The organism is Roseibium sp. AWQ4_254, from assembly GCF_056161025.1.
In genome coordinates, this window is the sequence record NZ_JBSWYH010000024.1 from 49,552 (window position 1) to 66,043 (window position 16,492).

The 16,492-nt window shown below is 60.7% G+C and carries 15 protein-coding genes; 3 read left to right on the forward strand and 12 right to left on the reverse strand.

What is annotated here, in order from left to right; genetic code table 11:
• Positions 1–35: 35 nt before the first annotated feature.
• Positions 36–1,634, reverse strand: a complete 1,599-nt coding sequence (locus ACXAIC_RS18065; RefSeq protein WP_475183321.1) for an ABC transporter substrate-binding protein — start codon at positions 1,632–1,634, stop codon at positions 36–38.
• A gap of 211 nt (positions 1,635–1,845) precedes the next feature.
• On the opposite strand from ACXAIC_RS18065, the gene ACXAIC_RS18070 reads away from it, so the two are divergent.
• Complete coding sequence (locus tag ACXAIC_RS18070) at positions 1,846–2,784, forward strand: LysR family transcriptional regulator (protein WP_475183324.1); 939 nt, start codon at positions 1,846–1,848, stop codon at positions 2,782–2,784.
• Between the two features lie 28 nt (positions 2,785–2,812).
• Here the strand turns inward: ACXAIC_RS18070 and ACXAIC_RS18075 are convergent, their stop codons facing one another.
• The 9 genes from ACXAIC_RS18075 to ACXAIC_RS18115 form a co-directional block, all read right to left on the reverse strand.
• Positions 2,813–3,316 carry a cytochrome c-type biogenesis protein gene (locus tag ACXAIC_RS18075; RefSeq protein ID WP_475183328.1) on the reverse strand — a complete coding sequence of 168 codons (504 nt, stop codon included), beginning with the start codon at positions 3,314–3,316 and terminating at the stop codon, positions 2,813–2,815.
• Positions 3,317–3,321: 5 nt separating this feature from the next.
• On the reverse strand, positions 3,322–5,310 hold the full coding sequence (locus tag ACXAIC_RS18080; protein ID WP_475183331.1) for a heme lyase CcmF/NrfE family subunit: 1,989 nt from the start codon (positions 5,308–5,310) through the stop codon (positions 3,322–3,324).
• A 205-nt stretch (positions 5,311–5,515) separates the two neighbouring features.
• Positions 5,516–5,965: a cytochrome c maturation protein CcmE gene (ccmE, locus tag ACXAIC_RS18085; RefSeq protein ID WP_475183336.1), complete on the reverse strand. Its 450-nt coding sequence runs from the start codon at positions 5,963–5,965 to the stop codon at positions 5,516–5,518.
• 57 nt (positions 5,966–6,022) lie between these two features.
• Positions 6,023–7,177 carry a c-type cytochrome biogenesis protein CcmI gene (gene ccmI / locus ACXAIC_RS18090; RefSeq protein ID WP_475183341.1) on the reverse strand — a complete coding sequence of 385 codons (1,155 nt, stop codon included), beginning with the start codon at positions 7,175–7,177 and terminating at the stop codon, positions 6,023–6,025.
• An 87-nt stretch (positions 7,178–7,264) separates the two neighbouring features.
• Positions 7,265–8,743, reverse strand: coding sequence for a hypothetical protein (locus ACXAIC_RS18095; RefSeq protein WP_475183346.1), 1,479 nt, complete (start codon positions 8,741–8,743; stop codon positions 7,265–7,267).
• A gap of 107 nt (positions 8,744–8,850) precedes the next feature.
• Positions 8,851–9,288 (reverse strand): RT0821/Lpp0805 family surface protein, encoded by a 438-nt coding sequence (locus ACXAIC_RS18100; RefSeq protein ID WP_475183348.1) that lies wholly within the window; start codon positions 9,286–9,288, stop codon positions 8,851–8,853.
• A gap of 293 nt (positions 9,289–9,581) precedes the next feature.
• A complete protein-coding gene (locus ACXAIC_RS18105; RefSeq protein ID WP_475183351.1) occupies positions 9,582–11,009 on the reverse strand; it encodes an ATP-binding protein in 1,428 nt (475 codons plus the stop codon).
• On the reverse strand, positions 10,999–11,667 hold the full coding sequence (locus ACXAIC_RS18110) for a response regulator transcription factor (RefSeq protein ID WP_475183354.1): 669 nt from the start codon (positions 11,665–11,667) through the stop codon (positions 10,999–11,001). The genes ACXAIC_RS18105 and ACXAIC_RS18110 overlap by 11 nt, the downstream gene beginning before the upstream one ends.
• A gap of 88 nt (positions 11,668–11,755) precedes the next feature.
• Positions 11,756–12,010 (reverse strand): PepSY domain-containing protein, encoded by a 255-nt coding sequence (locus ACXAIC_RS18115; RefSeq protein ID WP_475183358.1) that lies wholly within the window; start codon positions 12,008–12,010, stop codon positions 11,756–11,758.
• A gap of 161 nt (positions 12,011–12,171) precedes the next feature.
• On the opposite strand from ACXAIC_RS18115, the gene ACXAIC_RS18120 reads away from it, so the two are divergent.
• Complete coding sequence (locus ACXAIC_RS18120) at positions 12,172–12,951, forward strand: DUF1194 domain-containing protein (RefSeq protein WP_475183362.1); 780 nt, start codon at positions 12,172–12,174, stop codon at positions 12,949–12,951.
• Positions 12,952–12,980: 29 nt separating this feature from the next.
• Here the strand turns inward: ACXAIC_RS18120 and ACXAIC_RS18125 are convergent, their stop codons facing one another.
• Together ACXAIC_RS18125 and ACXAIC_RS18130 are read right to left on the reverse strand one after the other, a co-directional pair.
• A complete protein-coding gene (locus ACXAIC_RS18125) occupies positions 12,981–13,670 on the reverse strand; it encodes a helix-turn-helix transcriptional regulator (protein ID WP_475183367.1) in 690 nt (229 codons plus the stop codon).
• 167 nt (positions 13,671–13,837) lie between these two features.
• The gene (locus tag ACXAIC_RS18130; protein WP_475183370.1) at positions 13,838–14,206 is read right to left on the reverse strand and encodes a VOC family protein; all 369 of its coding nucleotides are present in this window, start codon (positions 14,204–14,206) and stop codon (positions 13,838–13,840) included.
• Between the two features lie 319 nt (positions 14,207–14,525).
• Here ACXAIC_RS18130 and ACXAIC_RS18135 point away from each other — a divergent pair, with 319 nt between their 5' ends.
• Positions 14,526–16,481 (forward strand): calcineurin-like phosphoesterase C-terminal domain-containing protein, encoded by a 1,956-nt coding sequence (locus ACXAIC_RS18135; RefSeq protein ID WP_475183375.1) that lies wholly within the window; start codon positions 14,526–14,528, stop codon positions 16,479–16,481.
• Positions 16,482–16,492 lie beyond the last annotated feature (11 nt).

Genomic DNA, 16,492 nt, shown 5'->3' on the forward strand with positions numbered 1-16,492 from the left:
CCTCCTCAAGCAAGCAGCGGGCGGCTGGAACGGTGTTATTTGGTGACCGTCTTGTAATAGGCCTGATCGGACGTCACACCATTGACGAAGCCCTCGACATTCGAGCGCTGACCAAAGGTGCCGATGGCCTGGAACATGATGGTGAAGGGCGAATCCTCCTGAACCATTTTCTGCAGCTTGGCATAGATGGCTTCCCGCTTGGCCGGGTCGGATTCTGCGGCGGCCTGATCGGTCAGCTCCGTCAGCCCGTCTGCCGGCCAGGCGTTGCGCCAGGTCAGCTTTCCGGTGAGCTTGGCTTCAAAGCTGTTGTCAGGATTATGCGCAAAGGCATCGGCGTTGGAATGCGGATCGGAATAGTCCGGACCCCAGCGCGCCACGATCAGCTCATGCTTGCGAGCCCGGTATTTCGGCCAGAGTGTCGCGCCGTCGGACAGGATGATCTCGGAGTCGATTCCAAGCTCCTTCAGACTTGCCTGAACACTCTGGGCCACTTCCTTGAACGGAGACTTGTTGAGCGTATCGATGGTGATCTTGGTGCCCGGCTCAATGCCAGCATCAGCGATCAAAGCCTTGGCCTTTTCCATATTATGACTGTAGGGGGTGTCCGTTGCCGCAGCCCACATGCCGGACGGCCAGAAGTTCTGATGGATCTTGTACTGGCCATCCAGAAAAGAGCCAACCATGCCATCATAGTCGACCATGTATTTCAGCGCTTCGCGCACCTGCGGCTTCGACAGAACCGGGTGTTCCATGTTGGTCGCCAGATACATCAGATAGCCCTTGGGGTAGCTCTCGGCGGACACATCCGGATTGCCCGCAAGCCCTTTCAGCTGATCGGCGGTCAGTTCCATCGCCGCATCAACATCACCCTTTTCCAGCAGCAGGCGCTGCGCGGAGGGTTCTGCCACATGGCGGATCACCACCCGGTCCATGGCCGGCTTGCCCTGCCGGTAGCCGTCAAAGGCTTCCAGAATGACCACTTCATTCGCCTTCCAGGTCTTCAGCTTGAATGGGCCGGAGCCGGCAGAGTGATCCTTCAGCCAGCCATAGCCCATATCGCCGTCGACCTCGTGAGCCTGGACCTCCTTCATGTCGACAATGTTGGCGACACCTGATGAGAGCAGGTTCAGGACCAGCGCGGGCGACATGTCGGACAGGATGTTGATTTCCACCGTGCTGTCATCAACCGCAACGACCGCCTCATCCACATTGTCCGCTGTCCAGCCGATCTGCTTGATAATGAAGGCCGGGGTCTTGTCCAGCTTCACCGCACGGCTCAGAGAATAGGCCACATCCGCCGCCGTCACCGGATTGCCCGAATGGAAGGTCAGGTCCGGACGCAGCTTGACGGTGATCTTCTTTCCGTCATCTGAGAATTCGTAAGATTCCGCGATGCCCCCGACCAGTTTGGTCAGGTCGTCCGGCTCGAACAGGAACAGCCGCTCATACAGGTTGGCAACAATCCGCCCACCTGTGAATTCGAAGGTTTCTGCCGGATCAAGCGTGATGGCGTCAGCCGTGTTGCGCGCAATAACAAACGTGTTTGCCGGTGTTTCCGCCAGCGCCGGAAAGGCAACGGAGGTTGCCAGAAGGGCTGCAAGCGAAAGACTTTTAAGAACTGGTGTCAGTTTCACGATCATTCCCCCTTTGGAACAATTCGGATGGAATTAAACCGGGACTTGCCCGGAAGGTCCGATGCGGTTCCGTTTCGTTACTTGAACGGAATTTTTCGCATATCGTGAAAGCTTATATCGATTGCTTGAATTCAACCAACAGCGTTGTTATGCAAATTTTGCATAGAGTTTTGCCCTGCTCAGTTTTTCAGCATTACCCCGGAGCTGCCCCATGGACACAAACTGGCTTGCCGATTTTCTGGTTCTGAGCAAAAGCGGCAATTTCTCAAGGGCCGCTGACGAGCGCAACATTACCCAATCCGCCTTCAGCCGCCGGATCAAGGCCCTGGAAACCTGGCTGGGCACGGACCTGTTCGACCGCAGCAGCTATCCGGTCACCCTGACGGCGGAAGGCGAACAGTTTCATGCGACCGCGCAGAATGTCCTGAAAGAGCTGGAAATCAACCGGGTCGAGTTTTTGCGGCGTAAATCCGGTTCCAAGCCGGACCTGCGCCTGGGCGCCTCCACCTCCCTTGCCCTCAGCTTCATTCCCGAATGGCTGAACCAGATTCACAAGGCCTGCGGCGCCTTCACGGTCTCGCTCGACACTTATGACTTCTATGAAATGATCGAATTGCTGGGCGACCGGAAGATGGATCTGGTGGTGCTGTATTATAAGCCAGAAGTTCCGGCATTTTTTGAGCATCAGGCCTTCGACGCGATCAAATTGGGCGAAGACACTATGCATCTTTGTACTGCCCTGAGCGCGGATGGCAAGCCGGCATTTGACATTGACGCCCCGCCCGAAGGAGGGCTGGAATATATCGGCTATGGCCAGACCGGCTATTTTTCCCGAGTGGAGGACCTGCTTTTTGCGGCGATGACCCCCCAGGATCCAAAATTTGTCTGCACCTCCCAAAGTGGCACATGCGAATTCATGAAACAGCTGGCGCTGATGCAGCAGAACATGCTCTGGCTGCCCGCCTGCAGCGCCCATGAGGGGGTGCGACGTGGCCAGTTTGCCCTGGCAGGAAACGGGCGCTATGACACGCCCCTTGAAATCTGGGTTTACAAGAACCGCGACGACGCGTCCCCGCTGGTGGAGACGATCTGGGCCCATTTGAAATCCAATCCCTGCACCGGCCATCTTGAGCGGCTGCGGCTCTCTTAAAAAAACGCGGCTGCAGGCTTGCGCGGCGCTATGCCGGACCGGTGCCGTCCTGTTTCTCCAGCAGGGCCTTGAGGCGGTCTTCCTCTTCTGCTGTCAGAGGTACCGCCCCGGATGCAGAGACCTGCCAGTCCGTCCGGCGGGCGCGGTTTCGAAGCGCAAGACCAATTGCGATGAGCCCGGCCAGGAGTGCGGCAGGCCCGGCAGCCCACAGGATCAGCGTGTGCCAGGCCATGCGCGGCTTCAGCAGCACAAATTCCCCGTAGCGGGACACAAGATAATCGATGACCTGGGCATCGCTGTCCCCCGCCACCAGCCGTTCGCGCACCAGAATGCGCAGATCCTTTGCCAGCGGCGCATCACTGTCATCGATCGACTGGTTCTGGCAGACCATACAGCGCAGTTCCGCCGAAAGCGCCCTGGCCCGCGCCTCCAGCGACGGGTCGCTCAAAACCTCGTCCGGCGCCACGGCGCGGACCGGTCCGCTCAAAATCGTGACAAAAAGCACCAGGCTCATCAGCAGCATCCGGGTCATCTTGCTCACTCCGCAGGGGCCAGGTTGCGGGCCGCCTTGCGCGCGGCCGGTTTGGGAGCGCCGATGCGCAGCCTGCGGTCCGCCATGGAAAAAACCGCCCCGATGGACATGATCACGCAGCCAATCCAGATCAGGGTGATCAGTGGCTTGAAATAGACCCGCACATCCACTGCACCGTCTCCGCGCCCCTCGCCCAGAGACAGATAGAGCTGGGAAAAGCCGGTGGTATGGATGCCAGCTTCCGTTGTCGGCATGCGCCGGGCCGTATAGACGCGTTTGGAGGGCTCGAGTTCAGCCACGAAAGCCCCGCCCTCGCGGATGGTGAAGTGGCCGACATCTTCGGTATAATTCGGCCCCTGGCGAGGGGCTCCGCCATCGAAAGTCACCTGATATCCGGCCAGATCGACCGTATCGCCCGGGCGCATGGTCTCGATCCGCTCTTCCTGAAAGGCCGAGGCGGTGACGATGCCCAAAACCGTGACACCAATGCCGAAATGCGCCAGTGCCGCGCCCCAGGCGGACCCAGGCAGGCCCGCCAGCCGCGCGGCCGCACGTTGCAAGCCTATCTCGAAAATCTTCACCCGGGTTAGAATTTCGCACACCGCCCCGGCCATGACCCAGACAGCCAGGCCAACGCCGAGCGGTGCCAGTACCTTCTCCATCCCCCAGAGCCAGAATGTGAACAGGGTGAGAATCAGGGCGAGCGCGAAAGCGGCGTACAGGCGCTGGCAGGCAGCCAGCAGATCACCGCGTTTCCATGACAGAACCGGCCCGAAGGGGACCGCCAGCAGCAATGGCACCATCAAGGGCCCGAAGGTGAGATTGAAGAACGGGGCGCCCACGGAGATTTTCTCACCGGTTACCGCATCGAGGGCCAGCGGATAAAGCGTTCCAACAAAGACCGCCGCGCAGGCTGCGGTCAGAAACAGATTGTTGAAGACCAGACCGCCCTCCCGGCTGATCGGCGCGAACAGTCCGCCCTGTTTCAACATGGGCGCGCGCCAGGCATAGAGCGCCAGCGACCCGCCGATGAAGAGGCACAAAAGACACAGGATGAAAACACCGCGCGCCGGGTCGGTGGCAAAGGCATGAACGGACGTCAGCACCCCGGAGCGCACCAGGAACGTGCCCAGCAGCGACAGGGAGAAGGTGAAGATGGCCAGCAGCACCGTCCAGACCTTCAGCGCTTCGCGCTTTTCCATTACGATGGCCGAATGCAGCAGGGCGGTTCCGGCCAGCCAGGGCATGAAGCTGGCATTCTCGACCGGATCCCAGAACCACCAGCCACCCCAGCCCAGTTCGTAATAGGCCCAGTAAGAGCCCATGGCGATTCCCAAGGTCAGGAAACACCAGGCCAGCAGCGTCCACGGCCGGACCCAGCGGGCCCAGGCCGCATCCGTACGGCCCAGAATCAATGCGGCTACGGCAAAGGAAAATGTGATCGAAAACCCGACATAGCCCACATAAAGCAGCGGCGGATGGATGGCGAGGCCGATGTCCTGAAGGATCGGATTGAGATCCGCCCCTTCCAGAGGCGGGTTCAGAACTCGGGTGAAAGGGTTGGAGGTGGCTAGCAGAAACAGCAGAAAACCGGCCGTGACCCAGGCCTGAACGGCAAGGGTTGCCGCCTTCAGGTCCGAAGGAAGGTTGCCCCCGAAGAGACCAACCAGCGCCCCAAAAAACACCAGGATGAGCACCCAGAGCAGCATGGAGCCTTCGTGGTTGCCCCAGACACCGGTAAATTTGTAAAGCAGCGGCTTTGCGGAATGGGAGTTCTCGACCACGTTCAGGACTGAAAAGTCCGACGCCAGATAGGCGGCGGTCAAGGCCGCAAACGAAATCAGCACCAGAACGAACATCATGACCGACACGGGCGGCGCCACAGCCATCAGCCTCCCTTGTCCCGAAAGCGCGCCCCACAGGGGCAGCACCGATTGCAAAAGGGTCAGCGCAAAGGCAAGCACCAGTGCATAATGTCCCAGTTCTACGATCATGTCGCGTCCCGTCCTCATTCGAAAAGGCGATGGCCCCGCTGCCGGTCCGGCAAGAGGTGCCCGCCTCTGTATCACGCCCCTGCCCGGCTTTCTGGAACAACTCCAGAGCGTGTCGCGTTCATCCGCTGTCAAACTGCTTTGTCTTTTACGGAGAAATCTCTGATTTCAAACAGCAAAAGGCAAATCCGATAAAACGCAACTGGCTTTAGTTGGCCCGGCCCTCTTCCCCCTGCCAATGGCCCTGATCCTTCAGGGCTTCGGCCACTTCCTTGGGCATATAATTCTCGTCATGCTTGGCAAGCACACTGTCGGCCATGAACACCCCGTCCGAGCCGATGATGCCTTCGGTCACCACCCCCTGACCCTCGCGGAACAGGTCCGGCAAGATTCCTTTATAGGTAACAGCCACCGTATTCTCCATATCCGTCACCCGGAAACGGACTTCGGCATTGTCCGAGCGGACCACAGACCCTTCTTCCACAAGGCCGCCCAGACGGATGCGCTGCCCGGCCGGAATGGATTGTTGCGCGATGTCACTCGGGCTTTGGAAAAAGACGATCTGATCGTTCAAAGCCACCAGAATCAGCCCAAGCGCGACGGCCAGCACAGCGCCTGCCGATCCGATCAGGGTCAACCTTCTCTGCTTACGTGTCATGTGTTCCGTCCGGTTTTCCCGTCCGGCCGCCCTCCGGCGGCTGGACATCTCCTGCCCTTAAGAGCCACTTAGCCCCAGCGCACTGGCCGCGTCCTTGATCCGTGACAAATCCGCCGGACTGTCCGCATACGCGGTTTGCGCTGCACTCAAAGCCTCTTCAGCTTTTTCCTTCTGCCCCAATACCATGTAGGCTCGGATCAGCTGCGTCCATTCCTCAACACTGCCCCCCTCCGAGGAAAGGCGGCCGGACAGCCCGGCCACCATCCCGCTGATCATGGCAGCCCGGTCCTCCGCCGGCATGTCTTGCGCGGCCTCCACTTGGTCCCGGCTGGGCCCGGCAAGCGGCGTGTTCGGGGCCTTTTCGGCCTGCTCCGGCCTGGTCTGCCCCTTCAGGGTGGCCAGCTGCTGGCGGGCAACACCGGTCCAGGCTGCTGTGTCATCCGCATCTTTCAGGAGATCTTCCCAAGCTGCAATCGCACCGTCCGCGTCGCCGTCCTGACCGAGGGCAACCGCGAGGAAAAAGCGCGGCTTGACCGCACCCGGCGCCAGCTTGAGCGCTTCTTCAAAGGCCTGATGCGCCTCAGCCGTCACCAGGCCTTGATTTGCAACCGTCAGCGCTTCGCCCATATCCGTCAGCCAGTCCGGGTTTGGTCCCAGAATGCGCAGGGCATTGGCATAGGCCTGCGCAGACGCCTGCGGGCGGCCAAGGGTCATATAGACCGGCGCGACCACCGCCCAACCCTGACCGTCTTCCGGATTTTCAGACAGGTGGCGCTCGACACGGGCCACCAGAATATCGACTGATTGATCTTCGGCCGGGGCCTCCAGCCGGGCCTTCAGGGGCTGATCCGGATCGTCCGGTGACCCGAGCAGACCATAAAGCCCGAGCGCCAGCACCGGCAGCACGGCCATCGCGCAGATCCGGGCAACCGCCATGCCGCCACCCGCTCCCTGTGCCCGGCCGGAGGGATCTGATCTGTCATGGGCGGCGAGCAATCTGCGTGCGGTTTCCGTACGTGCGGCCTCTGCAGCCTCCGCATCAATCAGCCCCCGCTCCAGTTCCTTGTCGATGGCTTCAAGCTGTTCCCGATAGACAGCCTCGTCTGCGCTTGTCTGCGCACCGGAATGCGATTTCGCCGGCCGCGACAGGGGAACGAGAACCGACAGGGCCGCAGCGCCTGTCAAAAGGGCGATCAGTATCCAGAAAATCATGCCGCTCTATAGACAAGGCCTTCCCGGCAAATGCAAGAGAGATCCGCTGTGACCCGCCGTCGCGGCCCACGCCGCCAACAGGCTTTTTCAGCCCTGGCCGAGCGCGCTTTTCACCAGTCGGCGCTCCGGCCCGGACACGGGCGGAGGCGAGCCATCCGGGCCATGTCCGGCAGCCTTGGTCACCGCCGCCTGGCGGCTGCGTCTTAACTGAGCGGCATAATCGGCGCCAAAATAGATTTCCGACAGCATCACAGCGACATCCACTGCGGACAACTGGGCCAGAACGTCCCGGCCCCGGGCCTTGCCCAGATCCGTCATCAGGGTCCGGGTCAGAAGTTCAAGCGTCTGCTCTATACTTTGCCGAGTCTGCTTTTCCACTTCGCTGACCGCCAGCGTTTCGGATGCACCGCGGGCCATCATCAAAACACGCAAGATGCGCACCGCCTCGTCAATGGCCGCCTGGTCCTGCTCAAACTGGCCGTCCTTGTCGAGTCTGGGCACCTGAAGCGCTCTGCGGATCGCCCCATGAGCGCTTTTCAGCTCACGCGTCACTTCCGAGGAAATGTTGCGCTTGGTCTCCGACAGGCGCTGCTGCCAGCGTCCGGCCATGGACAGGTCCATATCCCGTTCGACCCCGCGCACCAGCGAGTGGTAATCCGACAAGGCCCGGGAGAAGGCGACCGGGTCCGGGTTGTTGTTGCGATGGTCCAGGGCCAGGATCTGCAACCGCTCCGCCTCGCTCATGACCACGTCCACAATCGGCGCAAACGGGCTGCCGGCAATCACCTTGGGGTCCAGATCCCCCGCCAGCCGGCCGGCAAAGGTGCACAGCGCTGCGGGGACTTCTGAGCGGTCGACCAGGGCGGACGCGATCAGGGGCAGATGGTCTGGAAAGCGCGACGAGCATTTGTCGACCATGCGCAAGACGTCAAAGTCATGTTTCAGGCGGTGCTCATTGATCCGGTCAGGTATGTTCTGCAGAAAAGGCACCAGCCAGCGTTCTGCCGCGAAGATCTTGTAGATATCCTTCAGCTCGGCTATGCCGCGCTCGCCCCCCAGTTCCACGGCAATCAAGCGCCGGTCCTTCTCCGAAATCTCGCTACGGTGAAGGGCTTCGCCAACGGCCTCCACGGCCCGGCTGCGCAGTGCCTGCACCAGGGCATCCACCCGTTCTCCACTGACCGCATTGCTACCGGCCTGGTCCAGGACCGTCTTGACCTCGTTCGGGATGACATCCCGGCCGAGCCACTTCCAGACCCGCTCGATCATCGCCCGGTTGATCCGCCCTTCCTGACGCAACGGCAAGGTTTCGCTGATCAGAAAACTGTCAAGCGGAGCAAAAAACAGTCTTTGGACCTGGGCTTTGCGGTCGGGGCCACCCAGATCCGCAGGCTTGACTTTCGGGATAAGCGCGGCAGCCGCAGCCAGAACCAGATTGAGATGGGGGTCGGCGTTCTTGCGCACCTTGGCCTGTTGCAAATTACTGACCAGCGCCTCAACCGCTTTAGGGCTGAGACTGCGCAAATAGGTCTGAATTTTACTCTCAAGCTCGTTTGAGTAGGTCATTCAAGGGGTCAACGCCGCGATCCGAATCCGACCCATGATACGGTCAGAAGGATTAAACAATTGTTGAGTTTAAACGCAGCGACATCAAAGGCTTTTACTGGAATATCTTAGCCGATAACTGTCCAGTCGCCACGGCCGGTTTCACAGGCCGTGCCCCTCGCCTTAAGCGTGCGCCCCTTGAAGATCATTTCATGTGTGAATTCCCGGCAGCGTGTCTCGTTCACGGTGTAGACCGGCCCCGGCCGGACATGGCCGCTGCGGCCTGTCCGGTCATTCTGCCAGGCCACCGACACCCCGACGCCCCGGGCCCGCAAGGCCCGTTTCTGCGCGTCTTCGGCAGCACGCCGGTCCGCCGCATCAAGCGCATTGCCGAACTCATTGTTCACCAGCACGGAAATGGCCGTGTTGGCCTCGGAGCGGGCCGTGTTCGCGCTCGGATCGCCAAAGGATGATCCCCAGCCTCCGCTTCCACTGCCCCCGGATGTCATGGAGCATCCGGCCAGAAGACCGGCAAAAGCAACACATTTGGCATTGCGCAACCGCATGCTTGAAAGCTCCCGAGGGGCAAAGAATCCACGCCAGACCCGCTGACGTAAAACCGGTAATTTCAATTTGTGGCCGAACTTGGCCACACGTCGCTTTTCTAGCCGCATTTCCGTCAACGCGTCGATCAATTCTTCGTTTCTCCCCAAAGGCACCCGCCATCATTCGAGGCCGAAGCGATCCGGACCCGGTCTATAGCGTGTTGCGATCAATCGGATTTGCCTTTCGCTGCCTGAAATCGGAGATTTCAACGCAAAAGACAAAACTGCTTGAAACCATTTGCACGCGGCACACTCTAGTCCCGGGTCAGGGCCGGAAGCCGCAGCCGGGCTTGCAGGCCACCCAATTCCGAGCTGTCCAGCTCCAGTTTGCCGCCATAAAGGGCAGCCAGATCGGCCACGATTGACAGACCCAGCCCGGTGCCTGGTACGGTTTCATCAAGCCTGCGCCCGCGTTTGACCGCTTCGGCCCGCTCTTCGGGCGTCAGGCCCGGACCGTCATCTTCCACGATCACTTCAAGCATGGCCCGGTTGGAAGCGGTGCCGCTCACCAGATGCACCTTTGCCGACACTCTGGACTTCGCCCATTTGCACGCATTGTCGATCAGGTTGCCGCTCATTTCTTCCAGATCCTGGCCTTCTCCCCGGAACCGGATCCCGGCTGCCTGATCAAGGGCAATTTCAAGGCCCTTGTCCCGGTAGATCTTCTCCATGGCGCGAATCAGACGGGCCAGCACCGGTCCGGCCTCGCAAGACACCCCGATCACCCGCCTTTGCGCCGCCATGCGGGCCCGTTCCAGATGGTGCTGGATCTGGGTTGACATGATGGCGGCCTGCTCGGTGACCTTGTTGGCCAGCACCCCTTCCCCGGTGCGCGCTTCATTGGAAATGACGGACAGCGGGGTTTTGAGCGCATGGGCCAGATTGCCCACATGGGTGCGGGCACGCTCCACAATTTCCCGGTTGGAGACGATCAGCGCGTTCAGTTCCACCGCAAGCGGTGCAATCTCACGCGGTAGCGCCTCGTCAATCCGCTCCGCTTCGCCCATGCGCACAGCGGACAGGGACTGGCGCAGCCGCGCCAGGGGTTTCAGACCGAAACGAACCTGCAGGAAAACCGCCAGGATGAGCCCGGTCCCCACAATGCACAGGGTCACGGTCACCATGCGCGCGAATTCAGCAATATCGGCCCAGAACCCGGCGGTCGCCGCACCAACCGCAATAACATAATCCGTGTCGCCAATGGAAATGCGCCGCTGCAGCACCCGCACCTCATCGCCGGTTGGCCCGACGATAAATCCGGCGCTGGTCTGGTTGCCTCCGATCGGCGGGGTGTTGAGCGGATCGCCCACAAGAGATTCGGAGGCATAAAGAATACTGGGGCTGTCCGCCCGCCGGATCGTCCAGTACCAGCCGGACAAAGGCAGGGAAAACCGGGGATCTCCCCGATAGATCGGCGCTTTGGCGATTTTGACCGATGGATCGGTGTCCGCATTCGGCTCAGTCGCCAGCATTTCCGCCAGAATGGCCTTAATGTGGATCTCGAGCTGGGCGTCAAAAGCGCGTTCGCTGGCGCTCTGATAAAGGCCAACTAGAAACACTCCGGCGAGGGCGAGCGCAACCGTGGACCATATGGCAGCGACGAGGACCAGCCGGGCGGCCAGCGAACGCTGGGGCTTCGCTGGATCCGGGGCCTGCGCGCCAGCCTTTTTGTCAGGTGTCACCGGCAGCTCCAAGGCGATAGCCAAGACCGCGGATCGTCTCGATCATGTCCGAGCCGATCTTCTTGCGCAGCCGTCCCACAAACACCTCGACCGTGTTGGAGTCCCGGTCGAAATCCTGGTCATAAAGATGTTCGGTCAGCTCAGTGCGGGAAATGACCTTGCCCTGATGGTGTAGCAGATAGGACAGGAGCCGGTATTCATGGGAGGTCAGTTTGACCGGGCTGCCGTCAACCGTCACCCGTCCGGCCCGAAGGTCAAGCCGGACCGGGCCGCAGGTGAGTTCATTGGAGGCGTGCCCGGCCGCCCGGCGCACCAGCGCGCGCACCCGGGCCAGAACTTCCTCCATGTGAAAGGGCTTGGCTACATAGTCGTCGGCCCCCGCATCAATCCCGGCAACCTTGTCGGACCAGCGGTCCCGCGCAGTCAGGATCAGAACCGGCATGGTACGCCCGTCCCGGCGCCAGTTTTCCAGCACAGACAGGCCGTCAAGCGAGGGCAGGCCCAGGTCCAGGACAACCGCGTCATAGGGTTCGGTATCCCCCAGAAAATGGCCCTCCTCACCGTCATCTGCCGTGTCGACCACATAACCGGCCTCTTCCAGCGCAACGGCAAGCTGGCGGTTCAAATCAACATCATCTTCAACGACGAGAATACGCATGGGATCAACTTCTGACCTGAAAATATGGCAAGACCTGAGACGGGAGCCGGTGCGGGAGAACGTCAGGGGTGAGCCAGCACCTTAACGGTCACCGGCTCGCGTTGACTGTGACCTTTGTCACTTTGCCGCCCTTCAGCACAGACAGGACATAAACATATCCACCGCCTTGCTGGCAAAGCTGCGCCTTCACGATTTCGCCGCCCGCCCGCCCGGCAACGGAGCCGAGCGGCGCCGCCTTGCCACTGGCCACGGCCTCGCGCGCCTGGGACTGGGACAGGCACCCGGCCTGGGCCGGCATCACGGAGAGGGCGAAGAGAAGCAAAACGGCGGCGGTCTTTTTCACGTGACGGGTCCGGGTCAGGGGCTGCATGTCTTATGTTTGAGCAAGGTGTAGTCAATTTTTCCTGAACGCAAGCTGAACCAGCCCTTCAGCTGTCCCGTCCGCCCATTTTTGAGGCGCGGGCCAGCCTTTGCCCCCGGCCTCTGCCCTGCTAAGATCTTTCGATGTTCCGGCAGACCTTTTGCGCCTTCTGTTCTTCGGCCCTCGCGGGCACGGCCCTCCTGAGCCTCTCGACCTTGGGCCGGATGAGCCTGGAACGCATGAGCTTGGGCCGCGTCTTCGCGCTGTGTGCGGTTCTCCTTCTCACGGCCCCTTCCCCGGCCTCTTCCTGCGCCCTGGCGCTCGTTCTGGCCATGGACGGGTCCGCCAGTGTCAATCCGCGTGAGCACAGCCTGCAGCTCAACGGTCTGGCCGATGCCTTGAGCGACCCGGACGTGGTCAAAGCGATTGAAACTGTGGGCGGCATCTGGGTGATGAGTTTCGAATGGAGCGGACGTTACAAGCAATTTGAGCAACTGGGCTGGCGTCCATTGACCGATATGGCCAGCGCCCGGCGTGCTGCCGCCGACCTGCGCAAGTCGCGCCGCGGGGCAGTCAATTTTCCGACCGCGCTCGGATATGCGCTCGGCCATGCATCGGTTCAACTGCGCCGCGCCCCGGTTACCTGTGACCGCAAGGTGATCGATGTGGCGGGCGACGGCATCAATAATGACGGCTTTCCGCCCCAAAGCGCCTATAAGGCCTTTGATTTTGAAAATGTAACGGTCAACGGGCTTGTGATTGCCGATCGGGACACCAGCGCCGTGCGCTACTACCACCGCAACGTCATCAGCGGTCCTGGTGCCTTTGTCGAGGTGGCTGCCAACTTCAAGGATTATGCCAGGGCCATGAAGCGCAAACTGGTCCGAGAAATTCTCGGCAATGGCCTCGCAGCGCGGAACTGACGCGTCCCGCCACCGTCCAGCCCGCCCGGTCACCGATGGTCTTTCATCTCCATGGACCGGTAGAAATCCTTCAGGGTCTTACCGGGTTCGGGGCGGAAAAGATCGCCGGTTTCGGCAATCTCCTCCATCCTGTCGAGACGGAACATGCGGAAATCCCCGCGCAGCTCGCACCAGGCCACCAGGGTCCAGACCTTGCCCCAGAACCACAGGCCCAGCGGCCGGATGATCCGCTGGGACGGCTCGCCCTTGCCATCCCGGTAGACGATGGCAAGCCGCTTGCGCCCATCGGCAGCCGCTTCCAGAAAATCGATATGGTCCCGGACCTGAGGCGTCATTTCCGGTGCGAAGGCGTGGATTTCAACCTCGCTCTGGCGCACCCGCGTCTTTTCAGGCAACACCGCATCGATCTTGATCATGGCCTCTTCGGCGGCCCGGGCCATGGCGGCGCCGCCCCAGGCGCGGATGATGCGGGCCCCCGCAAGAAGGGCGACGATTTCGTCCCGAGTGAACATGAGCGGCGGCAGGTCATAGCCATCGCGCAGGATATAGCCGACCCCGGCCGCCCCCTCGATGGGGACGCCGGAGGCCTGCAGATCTGCGATATCACGGTAGATCGTGCGTTCGGAGACCTCCAGCCATTCGGACAATTGCCGGGCGCGCACAAGACGGCCACCGCGCAGATATTGCACGATCTGGAAAAGGCGGTCGGCGCGTCTCATGCAGCCAATCCCATCAGAAGGGTTTCAAAAGGTTCTTCATGCGTCTCGTCCTTGCGCGGCCGGTGCAAGAGCGTGTCGCGTTCATCCGGATGCAAACTGCTTGTCTTTTGCGTTGAAATCCCTGATTTTAAGCCGCGAAAGACAGATCCGATCGAACGCGATTTGCTCTATTCGGCAAACAGCCCAATGGAATTGCCGTCCGGATCAAGGCAATAGGCGAATCGGCCGACCGGAATGGCAATCGGATCCGATATTACCTCGCCGCCCGCTTTCGCGAAGCGTTCCATTGTCTCTTCCAGCGTGTCGGGACAGGCCAGATGGATGGTCGGCCCCGTTCCCCTGGGCGCAGGCGTGCCGGGGTAAAGGTGCCCAGCCCGGCCTTCGCCTTGAACCGGAAACATGGCAAAATCATTCGGGCCACCGGTCTCCAGCACAAGCTCGGTCTGAAAAACCTCATTGTAAAAGCGCATGGCCTTCTCCAGATCGGACACAGGGATCTCCGTCCAGATGGTGAAATGGTCAGGTTTGAACGTCATGTCAGTCTCCTTGGAAAATGCAACGGAGCCGACTGTAACAAAGCCCTCCTGACACCTGCCTGTCAGGAGAGTGCGCAGGAAAGAAACGCTGCCGCCGCTCCCGCGCGGACGGCCACAGAACTGCCTCTGGCACGCCTTGCTCTGTGACAGTTCGCAGACAGTGTGACAGCCCGCGCCGGATGACCGAGACAAAAGTTTAACGTTACGGACAATCCAGCGTCACTCAGGCCCGCCACTCTGGGCCCCGGCTGATCCCATGGCACTGTCCCATAGAGGTGTCTCTCAAGCTCTGTTCCATGGCCAATCCCTGGAGGCGTTCATGAAGAATCTGACTGTCACCCTGCTTCTTGCAGGCACAAGCCCTTTTGCTTTCGGCGCGGCCCTGTCCGGCGCGCTCGCCAAAGACGCAACCTATATCGGAACCGTTGATGCAGAAAGCGGCACGCAGCCTGCGGACACGGCCACCGGCAAGGTCTTTGTCGATGCCAACCGCAATTCCAAGCTGGATGACGGCGAAGCCGGCGTCCCCGGCGTCCTGGTGTCCAACGGCCGCGAAGTTGCCGTAACCGGCAAAGACGGCTCTTACGCCTTGCCGGTCTATGACGACATGAACCTTTTCATCACCAAGCCGGCCGGATATGCGCCTCCGCTCAATCAGGACATGGTTCCCCAGTTCAACTACATCCACAAGGTGGCCGGATCGCCGGATCTGCGCTTCGGCGGCATTGAAGCGACCGGCCCAATGCCCGCCTCTGTCAATTTTCCGCTGATCGAGGACAAGACCGGCGATGATTTCCAATGCCTCGTCTTCGGCGACACCCAGCCCTACACCAATCAGGAAATTGGCTATGTGCGCCAGACGGTCGGCACATTGCTGACCAACCGGGACAATTCAAAAACAGAATGCCTGCTGTTCGAAGGCGACGTGATGGGGGACGACCTCTCCCTTTATCCGCGCTTCAAGAAGATCATCGCCGCCGGCGGTGTGCCGCAATATTACGTTGCCGGCAACCATGACCTCGATTTCGATGCCAAGAGCGATGCTGACAGCTTCGACACCTTCCGCCGCGAATTCGGCCCGGAATACTATTCCTTCGACATCGGTCAGGTGCATTTCGTCGTTCTCGATGACGTGCGCTACCCGTGTAACGGTGTGGATGCCCACGCGTTCTGCGATCTGTCCGCAAAACCGTCCTATAACGGCGTCATCTCCGAGCGCCAGCTGGAATGGCTGAAAAACGATCTGGCCCATGTGCCGGAAACCAAGCTCATCGTCGTCAACGCGCATATTCCCTTAGTCACCTACACGGATGCGAATGCCCAAAAACACCAGGTGGACAACCTCGACAAGCTTTATGAGCTGATCGGGGACCGGCCCGCCCTTGGCCTTTCCGGCCACACCCACACGACGGAGCAGATCCTGCCCGGCGAATATTTCGAGGGCTGGAAAGAGGCCACAAACACGGGCCCTGCCAAGTTCCACCAAATCGTGACCGGCGCCGTCTCCGGCTCCTGGTGGGCCGGGGATCTGAACAATTCCGGCGTGCCCCACAGCACCCAGCGCCTCGGCGCGCCGCGCGGCTATTACATTCTGGATTTCTCAGGCGCCGACTATGTCGACACCTACAGGACCTTTGAGGGCACGCAGCAGGACCAGATGCACGTGGCTTTCAACTCGCCCCGCTTCCGCGAATGGGCGGAAAAGCTGGTTGGCTACACCGAGCTCTATGACGTCCCGAGCGATATTACACCACCCGTGACGATCAACGACCTGGGCGACATGGACATGCTGACCAAGGCGGATCTAAGCGGCACCACCTATGTGGCGGTTAATGTCTGGAACGGCTCGAAGGACAGCAAAGTTTCCTTCTCCCTCAATGGCGGCGCGGCCACCGAGGCGGTCCGCACCCAGAAGGGTGAAGGGGAAGCTCCCAATGACGGTCCCACGTTTGCCGATCCGCTGGCGCTGGCCAAGCAGTCTACCAATGGCCGTCAGGCGATCCGCAGCACCTCAGGCGGCGACGAAACTGCCGGCTACCGCACCTGGCGCGGCACTGAATGGACAGGCATTGCCGGTCCGTTCCAGAACTGGATGCTGACCACCAAGTCCAGCCACCTGTGGCGCGCGGAACTTCCCAAGGACCTGCCCGTTGGCGTTCACACTCTGGAAGTGACCACGACCGACCGTTATGGCCGGACCTTCAAACAGACCAAGACCTTTGAAGTGGTGGAAGAGCTGCCGCAAATGACCTGGCAGGAAAAATTCTGGCAGTAATCCCTTGGCGT

Excerpts from the sequence above, each read along its gene's own strand:
- ACXAIC_RS18070 (WP_475183324.1), top strand. The coding sequence starts at position 1,846 with ATGGACACAAACTGGCTTGCCGATTTTCTGGTTCTGAGCAAAAGCGGC.
- ACXAIC_RS18080 (WP_475183331.1), bottom strand. The coding sequence starts at position 5,310 with ATGATCGTAGAACTGGGACATTATGCACTGGTGCTTGCCTTTGCGCTG.
- ccmE (WP_475183336.1), bottom strand. The coding sequence starts at position 5,965 with ATGACACGTAAGCAGAGAAGGTTGACCCTGATCGGATCGGCAGGCGCT.
- ACXAIC_RS18130 (WP_475183370.1), bottom strand. The coding sequence starts at position 14,206 with ATGACGTTCAAACCTGACCATTTCACCATCTGGACGGAGATCCCTGTG.
- ACXAIC_RS18100 (WP_475183348.1), bottom strand. The coding sequence starts at position 9,288 with ATGCGGTTGCGCAATGCCAAATGTGTTGCTTTTGCCGGTCTTCTGGCC.
- ACXAIC_RS18110 (WP_475183354.1), bottom strand. The coding sequence starts at position 11,667 with ATGCGTATTCTCGTCGTTGAAGATGATGTTGATTTGAACCGCCAGCTT.
- ACXAIC_RS18075 (WP_475183328.1), bottom strand. The coding sequence starts at position 3,316 with ATGACCCGGATGCTGCTGATGAGCCTGGTGCTTTTTGTCACGATTTTG.
- ACXAIC_RS18125 (WP_475183367.1), bottom strand. The coding sequence starts at position 13,670 with ATGAGACGCGCCGACCGCCTTTTCCAGATCGTGCAATATCTGCGCGGT.
- ccmI (WP_475183341.1), bottom strand. The coding sequence starts at position 7,177 with ATGATTTTCTGGATACTGATCGCCCTTTTGACAGGCGCTGCGGCCCTG.
- ACXAIC_RS18135 (WP_475183375.1), top strand. The coding sequence starts at position 14,526 with ATGAAGAATCTGACTGTCACCCTGCTTCTTGCAGGCACAAGCCCTTTT.
- ACXAIC_RS18120 (WP_475183362.1), top strand. The coding sequence starts at position 12,172 with ATGTTCCGGCAGACCTTTTGCGCCTTCTGTTCTTCGGCCCTCGCGGGC.
- ACXAIC_RS18095 (WP_475183346.1), bottom strand. The coding sequence starts at position 8,743 with ATGACCTACTCAAACGAGCTTGAGAGTAAAATTCAGACCTATTTGCGC.